Here is a 19047-nt window from a genome sequence, read left to right as displayed (position 1 = left end):
CCATGAAGCTGTCGATGAAGCTTCACACGCGCCTGTTTCTCAGCATTTCGGCGCTGATCACCGTGGCCCTGCTGGGCCTGCTGCTCGGCCTGTTCAGCGTCACGCAGATGTCACACAGCCAAAGCGACCTGATCCAGCGCGGCTTCGATGCCGTGCGAATCGGTCAGAAGCTGCGTCAGCACTTGGGCGACGAGCTGATGGTGCTGATCGACCAACAGCCCGACGCACAACGCCTGGAAGCCATCCGCCAGTCATTCCGCGCCGCCTTCGACGAGGGCTTTCAGGCCAACCTTGGCCAGGAGTACGCAAGTGCACTGGAACAGGCATCAGCGCTTTATGACGAGATGGAAAGAATGGCGAGCGAGGGCACCCCGGCAGGTCAGACGCCGCACAACCTGGCCAACTACAAACCTTTCACCGACGCCTTCCAGCACCTGCGCAACCATCTGCTGGAACAGCAGGACCAGGTCGTCGCTTGGGTGATCGCCGCTGAGCGCAAAGCCGCCGAACGTTCGCGATTGATCGCCGGGCTGCTGGTGCTGACGGGGCTGGCAGTGCTGGCGATCGGCGTGCTCACCGCCCATGGCATCGCCCGCCGTTTCGGCGCGCCCATCGACATGCTGGTGCGCGCCGCCGACCAGATCGGCCAGGGCAAATACGATGTGGTGCTGCCGGTCTCGCCCGTGGTGGAACTGGCAGTGCTGAGCCGTCGCTTCGGCCTGATGACCGAGGCACTGCGCGAGTACCACTCGAGCAACCTCAACCAGTTGCTCAGCAGCGAAGGCCGCCTGAAAGCCGTGCTCGACAGCATCGACGATGGCCTGGTCATCCTCGACGAGCAGGGCCGTATCGAGCACGCCAACCCCGTGGCGCTGCGCCAGCTGTCCTGGCAGGCCGATATCCTCGGTCAACCGATAGGGCCGCTGCTGCCGGACCACGCCGTCGACGAGGCGCTGCGCCAGGTGTTGGCAGGCGAGCTGCTGCACGAGCCGCCAGCCGACCTGCAGATCGAGCGCGCTGGTGAAACCCGCCTGCTGGCCTGGGCGCTGACACCGGTGCAGGTGAGCGAAGGTGGCAGCGTAGGGGCCGTGATGGTGCTACGCGACGTCACCAAGCAACGCGCCTTCGAACGTGTGCGCAGCGAATTCATCCTGCGCGCCTCGCACGAGCTGCGCACGCCGATCACCGGCATGCACATGGCCTTCAGCTTGCTACGCGAGCGCCTCTCGCTGCCGCCGAGTGGCCGTGAGCAGGAGCTGATGCGCACCGTCGACGAGGAAATGCATCGCCTGGTGCAGTTGATCGACGATCTGCTGAATTTCTCGCGCTACCAGAACGGCATGCAGACCCTGCAGCGCCGTCCCTGCGACCTGGCCGAGATGATCCGGCAGACGCCGCAGCGCTTTGTCGAGAAGACCGCCGAGCGTGAAGTGACATTGGTCTGCGAGGTTCACGAACCGCTGCCGCGCCTGAGCCTCGACGCTGCACAACTGGAGCGACTGATCGACAACTTGATCGACAATGCCCTGCGCTACAGCAACCCGGGTGATGAGGTGCGGCTACAGGTACGCCGCCAAGGCGAGCAGGTGATCGTCAGCGTACAGGATGGCGGCGAAGGCATCCCCTTCGAGCAGCAGGCTCGTATCTTCGAGCCCTTCGTTCAGGTTGGCAGACGCAAGGGTGGCGTCGGTCTGGGTCTGGCGCTGGCGCGGGAGATCGTGCAGTTGCACGGCGGCCAGCTCAGCGTTCACTCCCGCCCAGGCGAAGGCTCCACCTTCTACTTCAGTCTGCCGGTCTGAGGTCTGACCTGGACTGATGACTCGGGCAATAAAAAACGCCGCGATCTTCGCGGCGCTTTTTTATTGCTTCGGTGCCGCATCACGCTCAGCGCAGGACCGGATCGAACTTGATGCGGCGCCCAGCCATCAGCGCCACCAGGAAACCCAGGCCGAAAACGACGCTGGCGCCCTTGAGCAGCAGGGCGGCACCCTCTTCCAGGCCCGGGCTTAGCCACAATGCGGCCAGGCTCGACAAGGTCATGATCATCAACAGGATGGCACTTCTGGACATGGCAGGACTCCTTGTCGGTCAGAACACCCAGCGCTGGGTGCTGTTGGCAGGGCGCGGCTCACGGTTGGCGGTATCGGTGTCGCCATCGTCGGAAATACGCAGCCACTGGGCGTCGTCACCAATGGCGCCGACCGCGCGGGTAGGCTGGCTAAGCAGTTCGGCGGAGCCGTCCTGCCGGGCACCGACACGGGACTCCCAGACGGGCGAGTTGGAAATGGTGAACTCAGCCGTCTTGGCGGTGGCGCCAGCCGAACCGGTGAAATCTTTGGCGTAAGCCCCGTTGACCAGCAATGCAGCGACGCAAAACAGGCTCAGTCGGACGATGTTCATGACGCTTCTCCATCAGCAGGTCAGTCGGGGGCTTACACGACTGATTTTGCAGCGCTCATGCCAACATCAAATCACCAATAATATCTTTATAAATCAATAACTTATAAATTTATAAAATTGCCTACCCCATGCACTTTGCAAGATGCATGAATTGCGACACGTGCAATTTGCACGATCAGCTACGACGCGGCAGCACGACACTGAAGCAGGAGCCCTCTCCAAGGCGGCTGCTGAGCTCGATACGGCCACCGTGGGCCTGGACGATCTGCTCGCTGATGAACAGGCCAAGTCCAAGCCCTTGGGCGACGCTGGTACCGGATACCCGCTCGAACTGCTCGAATACGCGCCCCTGATCCTCTTCCGAGATACCCAGGCCCTGATCGCGTACTTCGGCACGAACCTGCTCACCCTCTGCCGCGACCCGTACCGATACCGGGTTGCCGCCACCGTAGCGCAAGGCGTTGGTCAGCAGGTTGGCGAGAACCTGCTCGATGCGGAACTCGTCCATCATCACCGGGGCCGGCCCCTCCACGTGCAGGTTGATTGGCGTGCCGGTATTGGTGAACTGCGCAGCCAGGCTCTCTACCACGTTGCCGGCCAACACACCGAGGTCACCCGGTTCCGGGCGCACGGAAAGCTTGCCGGTACGGATGCGCGAAACATCCAGCATGTCGTCGATCAGGCGGCTCAGGCTGCGGATCTGCCGCTCATCGCGCGTGATCATCTCCTGCAGCTTGTCGGGCGTGAAGGCATCCATGCGCCCCTGCTCCAGGCGCAGCCGGCGCAGTTGCACATCGAGGATCAGGCCGTTGAGCGGCGTGCGCAGCTCGTGCGAGGCGATGGACATGAACACGTCGCGCATCTCCACCGCCTTCTGCAGCTCCGCCTGCGTTTCGCGCAGTTCCTCGAGTAGCGCCTCCTGTTCACGGCGCGCCGCCTCGACCACCTCCAGCTGCATGCTCAGGGCTTTGCGGTGGCGGTACAGCTCGACGAACATGGACACCTTGCTGCGCACCTCGAACGGCGACAACGGCTTGTGCAGGAAATCCACCGCACCGCTCTCGTAACCACGGAAGGCGTAGTCCATGTCGCGCCCGACCGCGCTGACGAAGATGATCGGAATGTGCTTGGTCTTCTCCGTGCCACGCATCAGCTCGGCCAACTCGAAGCCGTTCATGCCCGGCATCTTCACGTCGAGAATGGCCAGGGCGAATTCGTTTTCGAGCAGTAGCGACAACGCCTCATCGGCACTGCTGGCCTGGAACACGGTGCGATCCTCGCTCTGGATCAGCGAACGCAGGGCCAGGAGGTTTTCCGGCAGGTCGTCGACGATCAGCACCTTGGCTTCAATCTTCCTCAGCATGGCAGGGTATCCAGTTCGGCCAGCAGCAGGCGCATGGCATTGATAGGCAGGAGAAAATCCGGTTTGAGCAGCGCCAGCGCGGCATTCGGCATGGTGGGCACCAGCGCGTCGGCCGGGTCCTGTACCAGTGTCAGCCCACCGGCCTGCTGAACAGCCAGCAGGCCGACAGCGCCATCCTCGTTGGCGCCAGTCAGCAGCGCAGCAGCCAGGTGCTCGCCGTAGGCATCGGCAGCAGACTCGAAGAGGATGTCGATCGAGGGCCGGGAGAAATGCCGCGGCTCCTCACGACTGAGGGAAAAGCTGCGCTCGGTTTCGATGGACAGGTGGTAACCCGCGGGCGCCACGTAAACCATGCCGCTGCGCAGGTATTCCTTGTCCTCGGCTTCCTTGGTCGGCAGCTTCAGACGCCGCGCGAGCAGATCGGCAAGCAGGCTGTCGTTGCGATCCGGCTGATGCAGCAGACACACCACCGGTAGCCGGTAGTCCGGCGGCAGGTCTTCGAGCAGGCTGAGCAAGGCTTCCACGCCGCCCGCAGAAGCACCGATCAGTAGCGCCTGCAGCGGCGCACGAACCTGGCCGCGGAGGTTGATCCGCTGGCTGCTCATCGCTTGCGAAAAATCCGCTCGGGGCGCGACACGGCTTCGAAGTGTCGGGCGTAGGCGGAGAAATCCAGGCTTTCCTTGCTGCCCAGGCCGAGAAAGCCGCGATGACAGAGGGACTCGTGGAACAGACCGAGGGCACGGTCCTGCAGGTCACGGTTGAAATAGATCAGCACGTTGCGGCACGACACCAGGTGGGTTTCGGCGAACACGCTGTCGGTGGCCAGGCTGTGGTCGGCGAAGGTCACGTTGGCGCGCAACGACTTGTCGAACAGCACGCGGTCATAGGCCGCCGAGTAATAGTCGGAAAACGCCCGCTTGCCGCCGGACAGCTGGTAGTTCTGGGTGTAGGTGCGCAGGTTGTCGAGGGCGAAGATGCCCTGTTCGGCCTTTTCCAGTGAGTGCGGGTTGATGTCGGTGGCATAGATCATGGTGCGCTCCAACAGGCCTTCCTCGTGCAGCAGGATGGCCAGGGAGTACACCTCCTCACCCGTGCTGCAGCCAGCCACCCAGACCTTCAACGACGGATAGGTGTGCAGCAGCGGCACCACCTGCTCGCGCAGGGCGAGAAAGTAGTCGGGGTCGCGGAACATCTCGCTGACCGGGATGGTGAGGTACTGCAACAGCTGCATGAACGCCTGCGGCTCGTGCAGGATGCGCTCCTGCAGCGCCGAAATGGTCGGGCAATCGAGCTGCGCCTGCGCCTGACGCACACGGCGCTTGAGCGAGGCTTTCGAATAATCGCGAAAGTCGTAGCTGTAACGCAGATAGATCGCCTCGATCAGCAGGCGCAGCTCGATTTCGTCAGGCATCACAGACGCTCCAGCTTGGGCATCCACACGCGGATCAGGGAGAACAGGCGATCCAGGTCGATGGGTTTGGCCAGGTAATCGTTGGCGCCGACCTGACGGCAGCGCTCCTGGTCATCCTTCATCGCCTTGGCCGTCACCGCAATGATCGGCAGGTTTTTCCAGCGTTCTTCCAGGCGAATCTGCCGGGTGGCCTCGTAGCCATCCATCTCCGGCATCATCACGTCCATCAGTACAAGGTCAATGTCGTCGTGCTCGCGCAGTTTGGCCAATGCCTCATGGCCGTTGCGCGCCACCTCCACCGAGGCGCCCTTCTGCTCCAGCGCGCTGGACAGGGCGAAGATGTTACGCACGTCGTCATCGACCAGCAGCAGGCGGCGGCCCTCGAACAGTTTGTCACGGCTGCGCGCGGTCTTGAGCATCTTCTGGTGCTCGCTGGACAGCTCGGCCTCGACCTTGTGCAGGAACAGGGTGACCTCGTCCAGCAGCCGCTCCGGCGAGCGTGCGCCCTTGATGATGATCGAGCGCGAATACTTGAGCAGCTCGGCTTCCTCGTCGCGGGTCAGGTTGCGCCCGGTGTAGACGATCACTGGCGGGAAGGAGCAGATGTCCTCCTCGGCCATGCGTCGCAGTAGTTCGTTGCCCTGCATGTCGGGCAGCTTGAGGTCGATGATCATGCAGTCGAAGACGGTCGTGCGCAGTTTCTCCAGCGCTTCGCCGGCCAGGGCCACGGCAGTGATCTCGATGTCTTCGTCGCCGATCAGGCGGGCCACGCTGTCGCGCTGCAACGGGTCGTCCTCGACCAGCAGGACGCGTTTCACCTGCTGGTTGAGCTTGGCCTCCAACTTGCCGAAGACTTCCTTGAGTTGATCGCGGCTGGTGGGCTTGAGTGCATAACCGACTGCGCCGAGGTGCAGGGCAGCCTCGCTCTGGTCCTCGACCGAGACCACATGCACCGGAATATGGCGAGTCTGCGCATCGTCCTTGAGACGCTGCAGCACGCTGAGGCCTGAACCATCGGGCAGACGCATGTCGAGCAGGATGGCGTCGGGGCGGTACTGCCGCGCCAGCTCCAGGCCTTCGTCGGCGCAGGTGGCGACCAGGCAGGCGTAGCCCAGTTCATGCGCCAGATCGAAGAGAATGCGGGCGAAACGCACTTCATCCTCCACCACCAGCACGCGACGACCACCGCGCTCGTCGAGATGCCCGCGATCATCGGCGAAAGGCGCCGGAGTCCGCGGCATTGGCGCAGCAGCAGCGGGAATAGATGCCGCCGCCGGCACCGGGAGCGGTGCCGAGACCTGCGGCATCGGCTTGCTCTTAACGGCGTCTTCGACCATCCGCTCGGGCAGCAGCAAGGTGAAGGTACTGCCCTCGCCCGGCACGCTGCTGACGGTGATCGAGCCACCGAGCAGCCCCGCCAGATCTCGCGAGATGGAAAGCCCCAGACCGGTGCCGCTATAGCGGCGGTTGGTGGTGCCATCGGCCTGGCGGAAGGCCTCGAAAATCGCCTCTTGTTGATCCGCCGCGATGCCGATGCCGGTGTCGCGTACGGCGAAGGCCAGGTAATGATCATCCTGACGCGACACGCTGAGGGTCACGCCGCCACGATCGGTGAACTTGAAGGCATTGGACAGCAGGTTGCGCAGGATCTGCTCGGCGCGTTGGCGGTCGGTGAACAGCACCTGTGGCAACTCGCCCTGCTCCTCGATCTGGAAGCTCAGGCCGCGCTCACCAGCCAGCGGCACGAACACATCGCGCAGGCTCTCAAGCATGCTGGCCAACGGCGTGCGTTCAGGGCGCACCTCGAGCTTGCCGGCCTCGACCTTGGCGATGTCGAGGATGTCATTGATCAGGTTGAGCAGGTCATTGCCGGCCGAGTAGATCGATTCGGCGAACTTGACCTGTTCGTCGTCGAGATTGCCTTTGCCGTTCTCCGCCAGCAGCTTGGCCAGGATCAGCGAGCTGTTGAGCGGCGTGCGCAGCTCGTGGCTCATGTTGGCGAGGAATTCGGACTTGTAGCGGCTGGCGCGCTGCAGCTCTTCGGCGCGCTCTTCGAGCTGCGTCTGGATGCGGCCGAGCGTGGTATTGCGCTGGTCCAGCTCGTCGCGCTGGTCAGCCAGGGTCTGCGCCTGCTCGGAGAGTTTCTCGTTGGTCTGCTCCAGCTCGGCCTGCTGGGTTTCCAGATGGGCCTGGGATTCCTTGAGCACCCGCGCCTGCTGCTCCAGTTCCTCGTTGGCGGCACGCAGTTCTTCCTGCTGGGTCTGCAACTCCTCGTTGAGCTGCTGGGTCTGGCCGAGCACCTCTTGCAGGCGCTGACGATAACGCGCGGCCTCCAGGGCCATACCGACGCTACCGGCGATGGCTTCGAGGAACTCGCGCTCACGCGGATCGAGCTTGCGCATGAAGGCCAGTTCGATCACGCCGTTGACCCTGTCTTCGGACTGCAGCGGTACCAGGGCAACACTGACTGGCTGCCCCTCGCCGAGACTCGAAGCCACCTTGATGTAATCCGCCGGCAAGTCATCCAGGCACACCAGACGACGACCACGGGCAGCCTGGCCAACCAGCCCCTCGCCGTTGTAGAACTGCTCCTTGAGGCCGGCGTCCTTGCTGAAGCCATAGCCGGCAACTCGTCGCAGATCACCCGTATGGGCATCACGCAGGTACAGGGCGGCGACCACGCAGTTGAGATACTCGGCGAGAAACTCGAGGGAGCGGTCAGCCAGTTCCTGCACCTGAGGCTGACCGAGCAGGCGCTCCGACAGCAGGGTCTGGCCGCCACCCAGCCAGGCGCGACGTCGTTGCTCCTCGCCGTATTCGGCTTGTCTGGCCATGGCCTGGGAGTAAGTCTGCGAGAGACTCATCAGCTCACGACGACCGAACAGGGCCAACAAGGCGCTGAACAAAATGCTCACCACCAGGTAGATGCCGGCGCCCCAGAGCGTGGTGCTGCTGACATCGGCATTGCGTTGCTGACGCAGCTCTCGCTCGCTGTTGATGAAGGTGTCGAGCTCGCGGCGCATGCCATCGGTGAGGTTCTTGCCGCGCCCTCGTCCCACCTCGGCCATGAAATTGCCGCCATCGCGACGACTGCCGATGACTTCCTGAGCGAACAGGTCCCACTGCTCCTGCAATGCCAGCAGGCGCTCCAGCCGCTGCATCTGTGTCGGGTTGTCACCGACCATGTCGATGAGCTGCTCGGTCAGCGGACGAAATTTGCCGCGCGCCTGTTCATAGGGGGCGAGGTAGTCCTCGTCGCCACTGAGCAGGAACCCGCGCATGCCGGTTTCCAGATCCAGGGTCAGCTTGTACACCTCGCTGGCCCGGTTCAGCACCTGGTCGGTGTGCTCGACCCAGCGAATCACATTGAGCAGGTAACCGATCAACAGCGCAAAGAACAGGGCGCCGACCAGACCCAGGCCGAGCGGTAGCCCGACGTTACGATTGAGAATTCGGCGAAAACCTTTTTCGTCCATTGCGGACTCATTCGACATTGGGACGTCCATTCGATGATTGTCTCGCTTCTTCTTATCTATCGGGGGAAGGCGTGTGGCACACTGACCGCGTGCAGACTCCGAAGTTTGCCAAACATTTGCGTATTCTGCGCGCTGAAACAGAGAGCCTCATGACCGAAACCGATTGCGCCAGTGCCAAGACCATCCTGCTGGTCGAAGACGACGATGTCGTGCGCGAGCTCACCGCGGAGGTGCTCGGCGAGTTCGGTTATCGCGTGCACGCCCTGCGTGATGGTCCCAGCGCGCTCGATCTGTTGCGCAGCGGGCAGCGGGTCGATCTGTTGATGAGCGATATCGGCTTGCCCGGCATGGACGGGCGCGAACTGGTGGAAACCGCACGCCAGCTGCAACCGACCCTGCCGGTGCTGTTCGCCAGCGGCTACGACGAACGCGAACTGCTCGAGGCCGTGCGAGCTCGCGACAGCGCAGCCGCCACCGACAGCATCGTCAAACCCTACGATTTCAGGTTGCTGGCACAACGACTGGGCGAACTGGCGGGCTGACAGAGCGGCATCTAGTCTGATTTTCAGACCACTGGACAGGAGAGTCCGCCGATGCGTTACGCCACCCCGCTTCGCCTGGGCCTTCTCGCTGGCTTGCTGCTCTCCGGCTGCGCCAGTCAGACCACCCAACCCACGCAGTTCTCCGGCTACCTCGCCGATTACTCCCAGCTCCAGCCTGCCACCTCGGCCACTGGAGCACCGGTGCTACGCTGGATTTCGCCGCAGTTTCGCAGCGAGCGCTACACCTCGGTCTACGTCGAGCAGCCGAGCTTCTACCCCGAACCCATGCCCAGCGATCAAGTCAGCGCCCAGACGCTGGAACAGCGCGTGACTACCTGCACCAGGCACTGCTGCGCGAGCTCAAGGACGGGCGCCTGAAGCTGGTCGACACGCCAAGCATGGATAGCCTGGTGCTGCGCAGCGCGATCACCGGGGTCAACGTCTCGACCGAGGGGATCAAGGCCTACGAGGTGATCCCCGTGGCCCTGGTGATCGCCGCAGCGAGCACGGCTGCCGGCACCCGTGACCGCGACACCGAGATTTTTATCGAACTGGAAGCACTCGATGCCCGCACCAGTGAACCGGTGCTGCGGGTGGTGCGCAAAGGTCATGGCCTGACGCTGGCCAACAGCAGCACCCAGTTGACCCTGGACGACCTCAAGCCGGTACTGGATGTCTGGGCACGCGACGCGCGGGACTTCCAACCCGGCCTGCGCTGATCAGCCGGCCGCCTGCAGATTGAGCACCCGCAAGCGCGCTGCGGTTTCCGCGTCCGGCCGGCCGTCGTAGTTGGCCGGACGATACTTCATCTGGAAGGCCGCGATGACATTGCGCGTCGCCTCATCCAGCTCGCCATGTTGCGGCACCGTATAACCCTGCTGCGCCAGCTGCGCCTGGAACCACTGCACGCTGGGCAGGCTGGTGCTGAACAGCGCCTGCTGGCGCGCCACCGCGCCTTCGTTCGGCCAGGGCACCAGCCCCTCGTCGGCCAGTCGCTTCCAGGGGAACAGCGGGCCCGGATCGACCTTGCGCTGCGGCGCCACATCACTGTGCGCAATGATCGAGCCCAGCGGTAACTGGTGACGCTTGACGATGTCCTTGAGCAGCACGATCAGGGTATCGATCTGCTGCGGTGCGAAAGGCTGCCAGTAACGGCCGGCCGGCGTCTGGTAGTAGCCCTGGTTGACCAGTTCGATACCAATGGTGGTGCTGTTGAGCCAGGTGCGCCCCTTCCATTCGCTGACGCCGACATGCCAGGCACGCCGGTTTTCATCCACCAGGCGGTAGACCGTCGGCGGTGCATCACCGATCAGGTAATGGCTGCTCACCTCGGTCTGCGTCAGCAGGTCGAGCGAGCGTTGCAGGTCAGCGGAGGTGTAATGCAGCACGATGTATTGCACGCGGCTGTTCTGGCCGGTCGCGGTATGGCTGTCGTCGATACGCAGACCACCGGTGCAACCGGCCAGCAAAACGAGAACGAGGGTAAGGCAGAGAGACTTCATGCGTGACCGAATACGCTTTGCAGGTTATCCAGCAGCATGTCGACGCTGAGCATGATTAGTAGCATGCCCATCAATCGTTCCACCGCCATCAACCCGCGATTACCGAGGAACCGCTGCAGGAACGACGCCTGCAACAGAATGAATGCCGTCGCCGACCAGGCCAGGATCAACGCGAGGTAGAGCTCCCAGAGCGGCCCGATGTGAGTGTTGCGCAGGGTCATCAGCACCGCGAGTGCCGAAGGCCCGGCCACCGCCGGCGTGGCCAGCGGCACCAGCATCGGCTCACCGTCTGGCACGTCGCCGAGCAGGCCCTGCGGGCTTGGAAAGATCAGGCGCATGGCGATGACGAACAGGATGATACCGCCGGCAATCGCGGTTGCCTCCCGTGACAGCCCGAGGCTGGTGAGGAATTTGTCACCAAAGGTGAGGAACAGCAGCAGCAGGCCGAGGGCGAACAGCAGCTCGCGCGCGGCAATCCACAACCGCCTGCGCGGCTCGACGTTCTTCAGTGCGGCGATATAGATGGCGATATTGCCGAAAGGGTCGGTGACCAAAAAGATCAGCACGGCGATGCTGAAGATGTCCATGGGCGTCTCCGGTGGCTAGTGCGCATAGTCTAGGGCCTTGCGGGGTCGCCTCGCGAGTCGGCGCAGCAGTCATATTCTAGCGCTTTCGTCGAGCCAGGAAATTTTGTGACCAAAACCATCGCCCAAGTTCTCGACAACTACCACCGGTAAAAATGTATACAAAGTGGTAGCCAAGATCACAACAAAATGTCTACATTGACCCGACAAGAACAACAGCGAGTAGCTTTCCCAATGACTTCCACCCCCAACAGCGCGCCCGTGACCCAGCGTCCTGAGGACGAGAATCTCGGTATCAGCGCAAACTTTGCTTACGGCTTGCAGCATGTCCTGACCATGTACGGCGGGATCGTTGCGGTTCCCCTGATCGTTGGCCAGGCTGTCGGACTGTCACCCGCCGATATCGGCCTGTTGATCGCCGCCTCACTGTTCGCCGGCGGCCTGGCTACTTTGCTGCAAACCCTCGGCCTGCCTTTCTTCGGCTGTCAGTTACCACTGGTGCAGGGCGTCTCGTTCGCCGGGGTGGCGACCATGATCGCGATCATCGGCAGCGACGGCGCCGGGGGCATCCCGGTGGTGCTCGGCTCGGTGATAGCCGCGTCCCTGATAGGGCTGCTGATCACGCCCGTGTTCTCACGCATCACCAAGTTCTTTCCGCCACTGGTGACCGGTATCGTCATCACCACCATCGGCCTGACGCTGATGCCAGTGGCCGCGCGCTGGGCCATGGGCGGCAACAGCAGCGCCGCGGACTTCGGCAGCATGGCCAACATCGGCCTGGCTGCCTTCACCCTGGCCACCGTGCTGCTGCTGAGCAAGGTCGGCAGCGCCAGCATCTCGCGCCTGTCGATCCTGCTGGCGATGGTCATCGGCACCCTGGTTGCCGTGGCCTTTGGCATGGCGGACTTCTCCCAGGTCCCGAACGGTCCGCTGCTGGCCATGCCCGAACCCCTGCACTTCGGCATGCCGGTGTTCAAGGTGGCCGCCATCCTGTCGATGGTCATCGTGGTGATCGTGACCCTGGTGGAAACCTCGGCGGATATCCTCGCCGTTGGCGAGATCATCGGCACCAAGGTGGACTCCAAGCGCCTGGGTAACGGCTTGCGTGCTGACATGATCTCCAGCATGTTCGCCCCGCTGTTCGGCTCCTTCACGCAAAGCGCCTTCGCCCAGAACGTCGGCCTGGTGGCCGTGACGGGGGTGAAGAGTCGTTACGTGGTCGCCAGCGCCGGCATGATTCTGGTCACCCTCGGCCTGCTACCGGTAATGGGCCGCCTGATCGCCGCCGTACCGACCGCGGTACTGGGCGGCGCGGGCGTCGTGCTGTTCGGCACCGTGGCTGCCAGCGGCATCCGCACCCTGGCCAAGGTCGACTACCGCAACAACATGAACCTGATCATCGTCGCCACCTCGATTGGCTTCGGCATGATCCCCATCGCCATGCCGAGCTTCTACCACCACTTCCCGGCCTGGTTCGAAACCATCTTCCATTCGGGCATCAGCTCGTCGGCGATCATGGCAATCCTGCTCAACCTGCTGTTCAACCACTTCACCACGGGGAACTCGGATCAGCAGTCGGTGTTCGTCGCCGGCACCGAGCGCAGCCTGCGCTACCGCGATATTGCCGCGCTGCATGAAGGCGACCACTTCGTCGACGGCAAGCTGTATGACGCGCAGGGCAACGAAGTGCCTTTGCAAGACGACAGCGACCACGCCCCGCGAACTCGCAACACCCCGACGGCCAGCAAGCAGTCGGCAGAAGCGACGTCATAGGGAAGGTTGACCGGCGCTTTGCGAGCCGCGGCCTCTACCGCGGCTCCGGCCGAACAGATCAGACTGCCTGTTCGACCCGGTTACGCCCCGTGCCTTTGGCACGGTAAAGCGCCTGATCGGCACGCTCGAAGGTGACCTCGGTGGCCTCGCCATTGCGAAACTCAGCGATACCCGCGGAGAAGGTGATGGTCACCGGCTCACCCTTGAAGTGAAACGGGCAGGCCTCGATTGCCGCGCGCAGGGTCTCGAGAAGCTGCACACCGCCTTCCAGCGGCGTTGCAGGAATCAGCAAAACGAACTCCTCACCACCAAAACGGGCGATGAAGTCGGTCTTGCGCAGACGCTTGTTGAGCTCACCGGCAATGATCTTCAGCACCCGATCACCGGCCAGGTGACCATAGCCATCGTTGATCCGCTTGAAGTGATCGATATCCAGCACCGCCAACAACAACTGGCCGCCGTAGCGTTGGCGACGAGCGACCTCCAGATCCAGGCGCTCACTCCAGGCGGCACGATTGGCCAATCCGGTCAGAGGATCCAGCAAAGACTTCTGCCGCTGTTCCTCGATATGCTCGCGAAACTGCTGCGCCTCCTGCTCCATCTCGGCGACACGCTTGACCAGGCCCTGTAGCCGCTCGGCCACGTCGTCCTCACTGCTATCGCGCTGACGCTGATGATTGCTGACGCTCTGCAGCAACCCCTCCAGGCGCTGCTCCAGGGCCTGCTTGAGCGACTCCAGATCACCCGCATCCTGCACGCTTTGCTGCAGGTCGCTGACCTGATCACGCAACTGCTGATTGAAGTTGCGCGCACTTTCTGCCGACGCGCTGTACCCCTCATGTGCCTGGCTGAGGGTTTCGATGAAGGCCGCCAGGCGCTCATTGAGTTGCTTGAGATAGCCCGCGAACTCACGCTGGCCGCTATCGGTGACGGCCAGCACCAGCACAGCCAGGTCATCCAGCACCGGCACCAGCTCGTACCAGTTGAGATTGCCCTCCAGCCGCAGGCGCAGCGCGTCACCTTGCGGCAGATGGCGCGCCGGCAGCTCGAGCTCGTCGAGCAGGCCACGCAGACTGCTGGCGATATGCGGCGCCACTGCGCTGTACCCAGGTTCGCTGCTGGGCAATGAAAACGGGCTGTCGTCGGCATCCTCCTGTCGCACCAGCCCTGGCGGCAGAGGCAGGCTATCGAGCACGGGCGAAGCCTCGTGGAGCTGATGCTGGGCCGGCGTGCTAATCACTCTGGCAATACGGGGAGGCGACTCGTTCGCTACCGCGACGGTGGCAGGCGCGGATGCTGGCGTTGGCGTTGGCGTTGGCGTTGGCGTTGGCGTTGGCGTTGGCGCCGACTCTGGTGCGGGCTCCTCGATAACGCTAGCGGCCTCAGTGACATGGGCCGGCGTATCCTCATTGCTTTCGCTGGTCTCGCCGCGCGAGCCGAACAGGCGCTGAAGCAGGCCTGGTTGTTCCTGCGCCGGAGCCTGCAGAACGGTAAGCGCCTGGCCCTGCAGATTACTCAGCTGACTGAGCAACGCCGGGAGCAGGTACTGGTGCGCGGTGGCATCCTGCAACTGCTTGCCCAGTGATTTGAGTGCCTTGCGCACCTCGCGGGGCGGCTGCAGACGCTGTAGTTGCTCGATCAAGCCAGCCAACGCAGTCGCAGCCTCTCCGGCACGCTGCTGACGGCGCTGCTCGGAATCCAGCACAGCCTTTTCCAGACGCGGAATAAGGCCGCCCAATGCAGCGTCCATATCGTCGCGGCGAAGAATTTCGCGCATTTCCTGCATGCATTGATCGACCGCCTTGTCCGCGCCCTCGGCGGCCAGGCTGCTGCGCACCAGCCCCCGGCGCAACAGATCCAGGCGCAACTCCCAACGGCGGTCGAGCTTCTCCTGCTGTTCCAGGCTGCTCAGGTACTTTTCTTTCCAGCGCTGCGCGTCATCGCTCATACGGCTTACTCGGGAGATGGCGTCTTCAGCATAGGCATTTGCGCGCCATTCTGTGCTTCCGGCAGGCGGATTTCCACGGCAACGGGAAGGTGGTCGGAAATAGGCTGGCTGAGCACGTCGACACGCCCCAGTTCAAGCTCCGAGCTGAGCAGGATATGGTCGAGACAGCGCTGCGGGCGCCAGCTGGGGAAAGTCGCCTCGACCTGCGGTGCGAGCAGGCCGAGATCGCGCAACGGGGAGTTCTCCAGCAGGTCGACAGCTTGTGTGTTCATGTCGCCCATGAGCACCAGGTGGCGAAACTCGCTGACACGCTCACGAATGTAGGCCAGTTGCCGCGTTCGGGTGCGAGCTCCCAGCGCCAGATGCATCATCACTACACCCAGTGCATGCTCACCCTCGCCCAAACGCAGGAAGATCGCACCGCGCCCAGGCGGGCCGGGGAGCGGATGGTCTTCCAGCAGAGAGGGACGCAAACGGCTGAGCACACCGTTGCTGTGCTGGGCGAAGCGCCCGAGATTGCGATTGAGCTGTTGGTACCAGAAGGGAAAGGCCCCCTGCTGGGCCAGGTACTCGACCTGATTGATGTAGCCCGAACGCAGGCTGCCGCCATCGACCTCCTGCAAAGCCACCAGATCGAAGTCGGCGAGCAGATCACCGATGCGCTGCAGGTTGCCGGCACGCCCGGCGTGGGGCAACAGATGCTGCCAACTGCGCGTCAGGTAATGGTGATAACGCTGGGTATTGATGCCAACCTGGACATTGAAACTGAGCAAGCGCAACAGGCCGTCAGCTGGCCAGTCGGCATGGGGCGAACAGTGCGGGTTGATCTGCGGATCGCACAGACCAACCGCACGTGTCTTTCGCCAGCGGCGCAACATGCTTCGCGCCTGCGGCCGCGCTTAGAGCGCCTCGCGTTCCTTGGCGATCAGGTGGTCAGCGACCTGCAGGGTCTGCTGCGGACCACCGGCCGAGCCCAGGTCGAAGCGGTATTTGCCGCCCACGATCATCACCGGTACACCCGTGATCTGGTAAGCCATGGCCAGTTTCTTGGCCTTTTCCATCTGGCCTTTGACGGCGAAGGAGTTGAAGGTCTTGAGGAAGGCATCACGATCAACGCCCTGGGTGGCGACGAAATCGGCAAACTCTTCGGCCGAAGCCAGCTTCTTCTTCTCCTGGTGGATGGCGTTGAACACGGCGTCATGCACCTTGTGCTCGACCTTCATGCTTTCCAGGGTGATGAACGCCTGACCATGCACGTTCCAGATACCACCGAACAGCGCCGGCACGCGGACGAAGTTGACGTCGTCCGGCAGCTTCTCGACCCAGGGGTTGAGAGTCGCTTCGAACTGATAGCAGTGCGGGCAGCCGTACCAGAACAGCTCCACCACTTCGACCTTGCCAGGCTTGGAGACCGGCACCGGGCTCTTCAGCTCGACGTACTGCTGGCCAGCCACCGGCTCGGCATGAGCAGTGATACCGAACAGACTGCTGATGGCCAGAGCGGCGCCGAGAATCAGGTTACGCATGGGGTACTCCTTGGTAGTAGGCATCGCCTCGTGGCGAATCGCTAGTAAGACCGGACGACACGAGGCAGGTTCCGGCCATTGTAGCCGCGGCGCAAATGAAAAAGGGTGGCCGTAGCCACCCTTTGTCTTGCCAAAAGCAACGATGGTCCGTCAGTGCAGGCCCTGGATGAAGCTGGATACAGCTTCGATATCCTTGTTGCTCAGCTTGGCAGCGATAGCGCGCATGATCATCGCGTCGCCGTCGTTGGTGCGATTGCCTTCGCGGAAGTCGGTCAGCTGCTTGGCTACGTACTGAGCGTGCTGGCCGCCCAGGTGCGGGAAGCCGGCAGCGGCCAGACCAGCACCGTTGGGCGAATGGCAACCGATGCAGGACGGCATGCCCTCTTCCAGCTTGCCGCCACGGAACAGTGCTTCACCACGCTCGACCAGCTTGGGATCGGCGGCACCAACACTCATCTTCTGGCTGGAGAAGTAAGCGGCGATGTCAGCCATATCCTGTTCGCTAAGGTTGTCCAGCATGCCGGTCATTTCGACCACCGGACGGGCACCGGACTTGATGTCGTGCAGCTGCTTGAGCAAGTAACGCTCGCCCTGACCGGCCAGCTTGGGGAAGTTTGGTGCAGGGCTGTTGCCATCGGCGCCATGACAGGCACCACAGACAGCGACTTTGCCCTGACCGGCTTCGGCATCGCCAGCAGCCTGTGCCACGCCAGTGAGGCCCAGGGTCAACAGCAGACTCACGAGTACTTTGTTCATCAGCTAATCCAATTACGGCTAAGAGAGAAAGGGTTATCGAGCGGGCTTACTCACTCGGTCATCAGCTTGATGACCGCCTGGTAATCCTCGGCCGAGCAGTCCATGCACAGGCCGCGCGGCGGCATGGCATTCAAACCATTGGTAACGCTCTGCACCAGTGTATCCATGCCCTTGGCCAGACGCGGCTCCCATGCGGCCTTGTCGCCCTTCTTGGGCGCCGTGGGAATCTGGCCGTTGTGGCATACACCACAGGAACGGTCATACACAGCTTGCGGATCCTGAGCAGCATAGCCGTTGAACGACAACATCATAACGGCAGCAGCAAGCAGCATTTTCTTCATCAGATCAACCTCATCAGGGTTGGGAACGTCCTGCTTTCTATCGAGCAGAGATTTAATCGCTCCCGGCAATTGGGTTCCTGCGGGTGGGACAAAGCGCACACAAAATCTGCGGCATTATATACTGGCAACACTGAAACGGAAACGACGCCCCCTGCCGCCCCCTCTGGAGCGCAGCAGGTGCGCGGAAATGTCGCAAGCCCTCGAACCACTGAACAGGAATCGAGGCATCCACCGGATACCCCCATGCTCCCGAAAAATCCCATCATCGGTCTGTGCCAGCAGGCCAGCTTCCTCATCAGTGCCGCCAAGGTCGACCAGTGCCCCGAGGACAGCGGCCTGGAGGTGGCATTCGCCGGCCGCTCCAACGCTGGCAAGTCGAGCGCGCTCAACACCCTTACCCACGCCAGCCTGGCGCGCACCTCGAAAACACCGGGACGCACGCAGTTGCTCAACTTCTTCCGCCTGGACGACGAGCGTCGCCTGGTCGACCTGCCCGGCTACGGTTATGCCAAGGTACCGATCCCGCTCAAACAGCACTGGCAGAAACATCTGGAAGCGTATCTGGGCAGCCGCGAGAGTTTGAGCGGCCTGGTGTTGATGATGGATATCCGCCATCCGCTGACCGAGTTCGACTGTATGATGCTGGACTGGTCGGTAGCCAGTGGCATGCCGCTGCATATCCTGCTGACCAAGGCCGACAAACTGGCTTTCGGCGCAGCGAAGACCACCTTGCTCAAGGTGCGCCAGGAAATTCACAAGCAGTGGGGCGATGGCATCAGCATCCAGTTGTTCTCGGCGCCTAAGCGCATGGGCGTGGAAGAAGCGCAGATGGTGCTGGCCAGTTGGCTGGATCTGTTGCCGGAAGAGGATGAGGAACAGGAGTAGGGTGCGACGCACACCCGGCATGCACAGTCTGCTCCCTCTCCCATTTATGGGAGAGGGCTGGGGAGAGGGTGGTTCAGGCGACGCTCGGCATCGCCGGATAAACCCTCTCCCGCCCTTCGGGCACCCTCTCCCGAAGGGAGAGGGTCATCAGAATGCCGCTAGCGGCAGTTTTTTACAGGCAAAAAAAACCCCGAGCTTCGTATGGGGAGGGAGAAGTTCGGGGTTCAAGGTCTGAACCGCTAGGGCGGGGTTCAGATGTCTGCCAACACTTAACACAACAAAGGAGCATTGAAGGGCTTAACGGCCATTCATGAACTCTGACCGGGTGGGTTTGCAGAAAGTTCATCGCCGTCTTAAAAACCATTTGCAATAAGAAAGCGCCTTTTGATTCCCTGAAACCCAAAAGCTAGAGCGGCCGCCGGGGCGCGGCCCGCGCCCGCCCCCCCAAGCGCCCGCGGCCCCAAAGCGCCGCCCCCCCCCCCCCCCCCCAGCCGGGCGAGCCCGCGGGCGGGGCCCCCGCGCGGGGGGGGGGGGGAACAA

General features: G+C 62.8%; 17 protein-coding genes and 1 pseudogene. 5 read left to right on the top strand and 13 right to left on the bottom strand.

Going from position 1 to position 19047, the window contains the following annotated elements; translation table 11 throughout:
- The first annotated feature begins 2 nt into the window (after nucleotides 1-2).
- Nucleotides 3-1799, top strand: coding sequence for an ATP-binding protein (locus EGJ86_RS08620; protein WP_125834787.1), 1797 nt, complete (start codon nucleotides 3-5; stop codon nucleotides 1797-1799).
- An 85-nt stretch (nucleotides 1800-1884) separates the two neighbouring features.
- On the opposite strand, the gene EGJ86_RS08615 is transcribed toward EGJ86_RS08620, so the two are convergent.
- From EGJ86_RS08615 to EGJ86_RS08590, 6 genes are all read right to left on the bottom strand, one after another.
- Nucleotides 1885-2070, bottom strand: a complete 186-nt coding sequence (locus tag EGJ86_RS08615; protein WP_013713343.1) for a PA3371 family protein — start codon at nucleotides 2068-2070, stop codon at nucleotides 1885-1887.
- A gap of 18 nt (nucleotides 2071-2088) precedes the next feature.
- On the bottom strand, nucleotides 2089-2400 hold the full coding sequence (locus tag EGJ86_RS08610; protein WP_125834786.1) for a hypothetical protein: 312 nt from the start codon (nucleotides 2398-2400) through the stop codon (nucleotides 2089-2091).
- Between the two features lie 175 nt (nucleotides 2401-2575).
- Nucleotides 2576-3763, bottom strand: a complete 1188-nt coding sequence (locus EGJ86_RS08605) for a hybrid sensor histidine kinase/response regulator (RefSeq protein ID WP_125834785.1) — start codon at nucleotides 3761-3763, stop codon at nucleotides 2576-2578.
- Entirely contained in the window at nucleotides 3757-4368 is a 612-nt protein-coding gene (locus EGJ86_RS08600) for a chemotaxis protein CheB (protein ID WP_017361123.1), read from the bottom strand. Before EGJ86_RS08600 ends, EGJ86_RS08605 begins: the two co-directional genes overlap by 7 nt.
- Nucleotides 4365-5174, bottom strand: a complete 810-nt coding sequence (locus tag EGJ86_RS08595) for a protein-glutamate O-methyltransferase CheR (protein WP_017361122.1) — start codon at nucleotides 5172-5174, stop codon at nucleotides 4365-4367. The genes EGJ86_RS08600 and EGJ86_RS08595 overlap by 4 nt, the downstream gene beginning before the upstream one ends.
- Entirely contained in the window at nucleotides 5174-8668 is a 3495-nt protein-coding gene (locus tag EGJ86_RS08590; RefSeq protein WP_125834784.1) for a response regulator, read from the bottom strand. The genes EGJ86_RS08595 and EGJ86_RS08590 overlap by 1 nt, the downstream gene beginning before the upstream one ends.
- A gap of 131 nt (nucleotides 8669-8799) precedes the next feature.
- Between EGJ86_RS08590 and EGJ86_RS08585 the strand changes: the two genes are divergently transcribed.
- Both EGJ86_RS08585 and EGJ86_RS08580 read left to right on the top strand, forming a co-directional pair.
- On the top strand, nucleotides 8800-9192 hold the full coding sequence (locus EGJ86_RS08585; RefSeq protein ID WP_013713337.1) for a response regulator: 393 nt from the start codon (nucleotides 8800-8802) through the stop codon (nucleotides 9190-9192).
- 51 nt (nucleotides 9193-9243) lie between these two features.
- Nucleotides 9244-9911: pseudogene (locus EGJ86_RS08580) on the top strand (DUF3313 domain-containing protein).
- Here EGJ86_RS08580 and EGJ86_RS08575 read toward each other — a convergent pair.
- Both EGJ86_RS08575 and EGJ86_RS08570 read right to left on the bottom strand, forming a co-directional pair.
- Nucleotides 9912-10694 carry an N-acetylmuramoyl-L-alanine amidase gene (locus EGJ86_RS08575; RefSeq protein WP_125834783.1) on the bottom strand — a complete coding sequence of 261 codons (783 nt, stop codon included), beginning with the start codon at nucleotides 10692-10694 and terminating at the stop codon, nucleotides 9912-9914.
- Nucleotides 10691-11281, bottom strand: a complete 591-nt coding sequence (locus EGJ86_RS08570) for a MarC family protein (protein WP_125834782.1) — start codon at nucleotides 11279-11281, stop codon at nucleotides 10691-10693. The genes EGJ86_RS08575 and EGJ86_RS08570 overlap by 4 nt, the downstream gene beginning before the upstream one ends.
- Nucleotides 11282-11512: 231 nt before the next feature.
- Here EGJ86_RS08570 and EGJ86_RS08565 point away from each other — a divergent pair, with 231 nt between their 5' ends.
- Nucleotides 11513-13051: a nucleobase:cation symporter-2 family protein gene (locus EGJ86_RS08565; RefSeq protein WP_125834781.1), complete on the top strand. Its 1539-nt coding sequence runs from the start codon at nucleotides 11513-11515 to the stop codon at nucleotides 13049-13051.
- A gap of 58 nt (nucleotides 13052-13109) precedes the next feature.
- Here the strand turns inward: EGJ86_RS08565 and EGJ86_RS08560 are convergent, their stop codons facing one another.
- The 5 genes from EGJ86_RS08560 to EGJ86_RS08540 all read right to left on the bottom strand — a co-directional run bounded on the left by EGJ86_RS08560 (nucleotide 13110) and on the right by EGJ86_RS08540 (nucleotide 17622).
- Nucleotides 13110-14999, bottom strand: a complete 1890-nt coding sequence (locus tag EGJ86_RS08560; RefSeq protein ID WP_125834780.1) for a GGDEF domain-containing protein — start codon at nucleotides 14997-14999, stop codon at nucleotides 13110-13112.
- Nucleotides 15000-15004: 5 nt separating this feature from the next.
- Nucleotides 15005-15877 (bottom strand): endonuclease/exonuclease/phosphatase family protein, encoded by an 873-nt coding sequence (locus tag EGJ86_RS08555; RefSeq protein WP_125834779.1) that lies wholly within the window; start codon nucleotides 15875-15877, stop codon nucleotides 15005-15007.
- Between the two features lie 21 nt (nucleotides 15878-15898).
- Nucleotides 15899-16525, bottom strand: coding sequence for a thiol:disulfide interchange protein DsbA/DsbL (locus EGJ86_RS08550; RefSeq protein WP_125834778.1), 627 nt, complete (start codon nucleotides 16523-16525; stop codon nucleotides 15899-15901).
- A 150-nt stretch (nucleotides 16526-16675) separates the two neighbouring features.
- The gene (locus tag EGJ86_RS08545; protein WP_017676420.1) at nucleotides 16676-17281 is read right to left on the bottom strand and encodes a cytochrome c; all 606 of its coding nucleotides are present in this window, start codon (nucleotides 17279-17281) and stop codon (nucleotides 16676-16678) included.
- Nucleotides 17282-17331: 50 nt separating this feature from the next.
- A complete protein-coding gene (locus tag EGJ86_RS08540) occupies nucleotides 17332-17622 on the bottom strand; it encodes a cytochrome c5 family protein (RefSeq protein WP_017676419.1) in 291 nt (96 codons plus the stop codon).
- Nucleotides 17623-17865: 243 nt separating this feature from the next.
- On the opposite strand from EGJ86_RS08540, the gene yihA reads away from it, so the two are divergent.
- A complete protein-coding gene (gene yihA, locus EGJ86_RS08535) occupies nucleotides 17866-18507 on the top strand; it encodes a ribosome biogenesis GTP-binding protein YihA/YsxC (protein ID WP_125834777.1) in 642 nt (213 codons plus the stop codon).
- The last annotated feature ends 540 nt before the right edge of the window (nucleotides 18508-19047 follow it).

The organism is Pseudomonas sp. o96-267 (assembly GCF_003935465.1).
GTDB lineage: Bacteria > Pseudomonadota > Gammaproteobacteria > Pseudomonadales > Pseudomonadaceae > Aquipseudomonas > Aquipseudomonas sediminis.
Note: the sequence above shows the minus strand (reverse complement) of the source record. Positions and strands in the feature narration are given on the sequence as shown.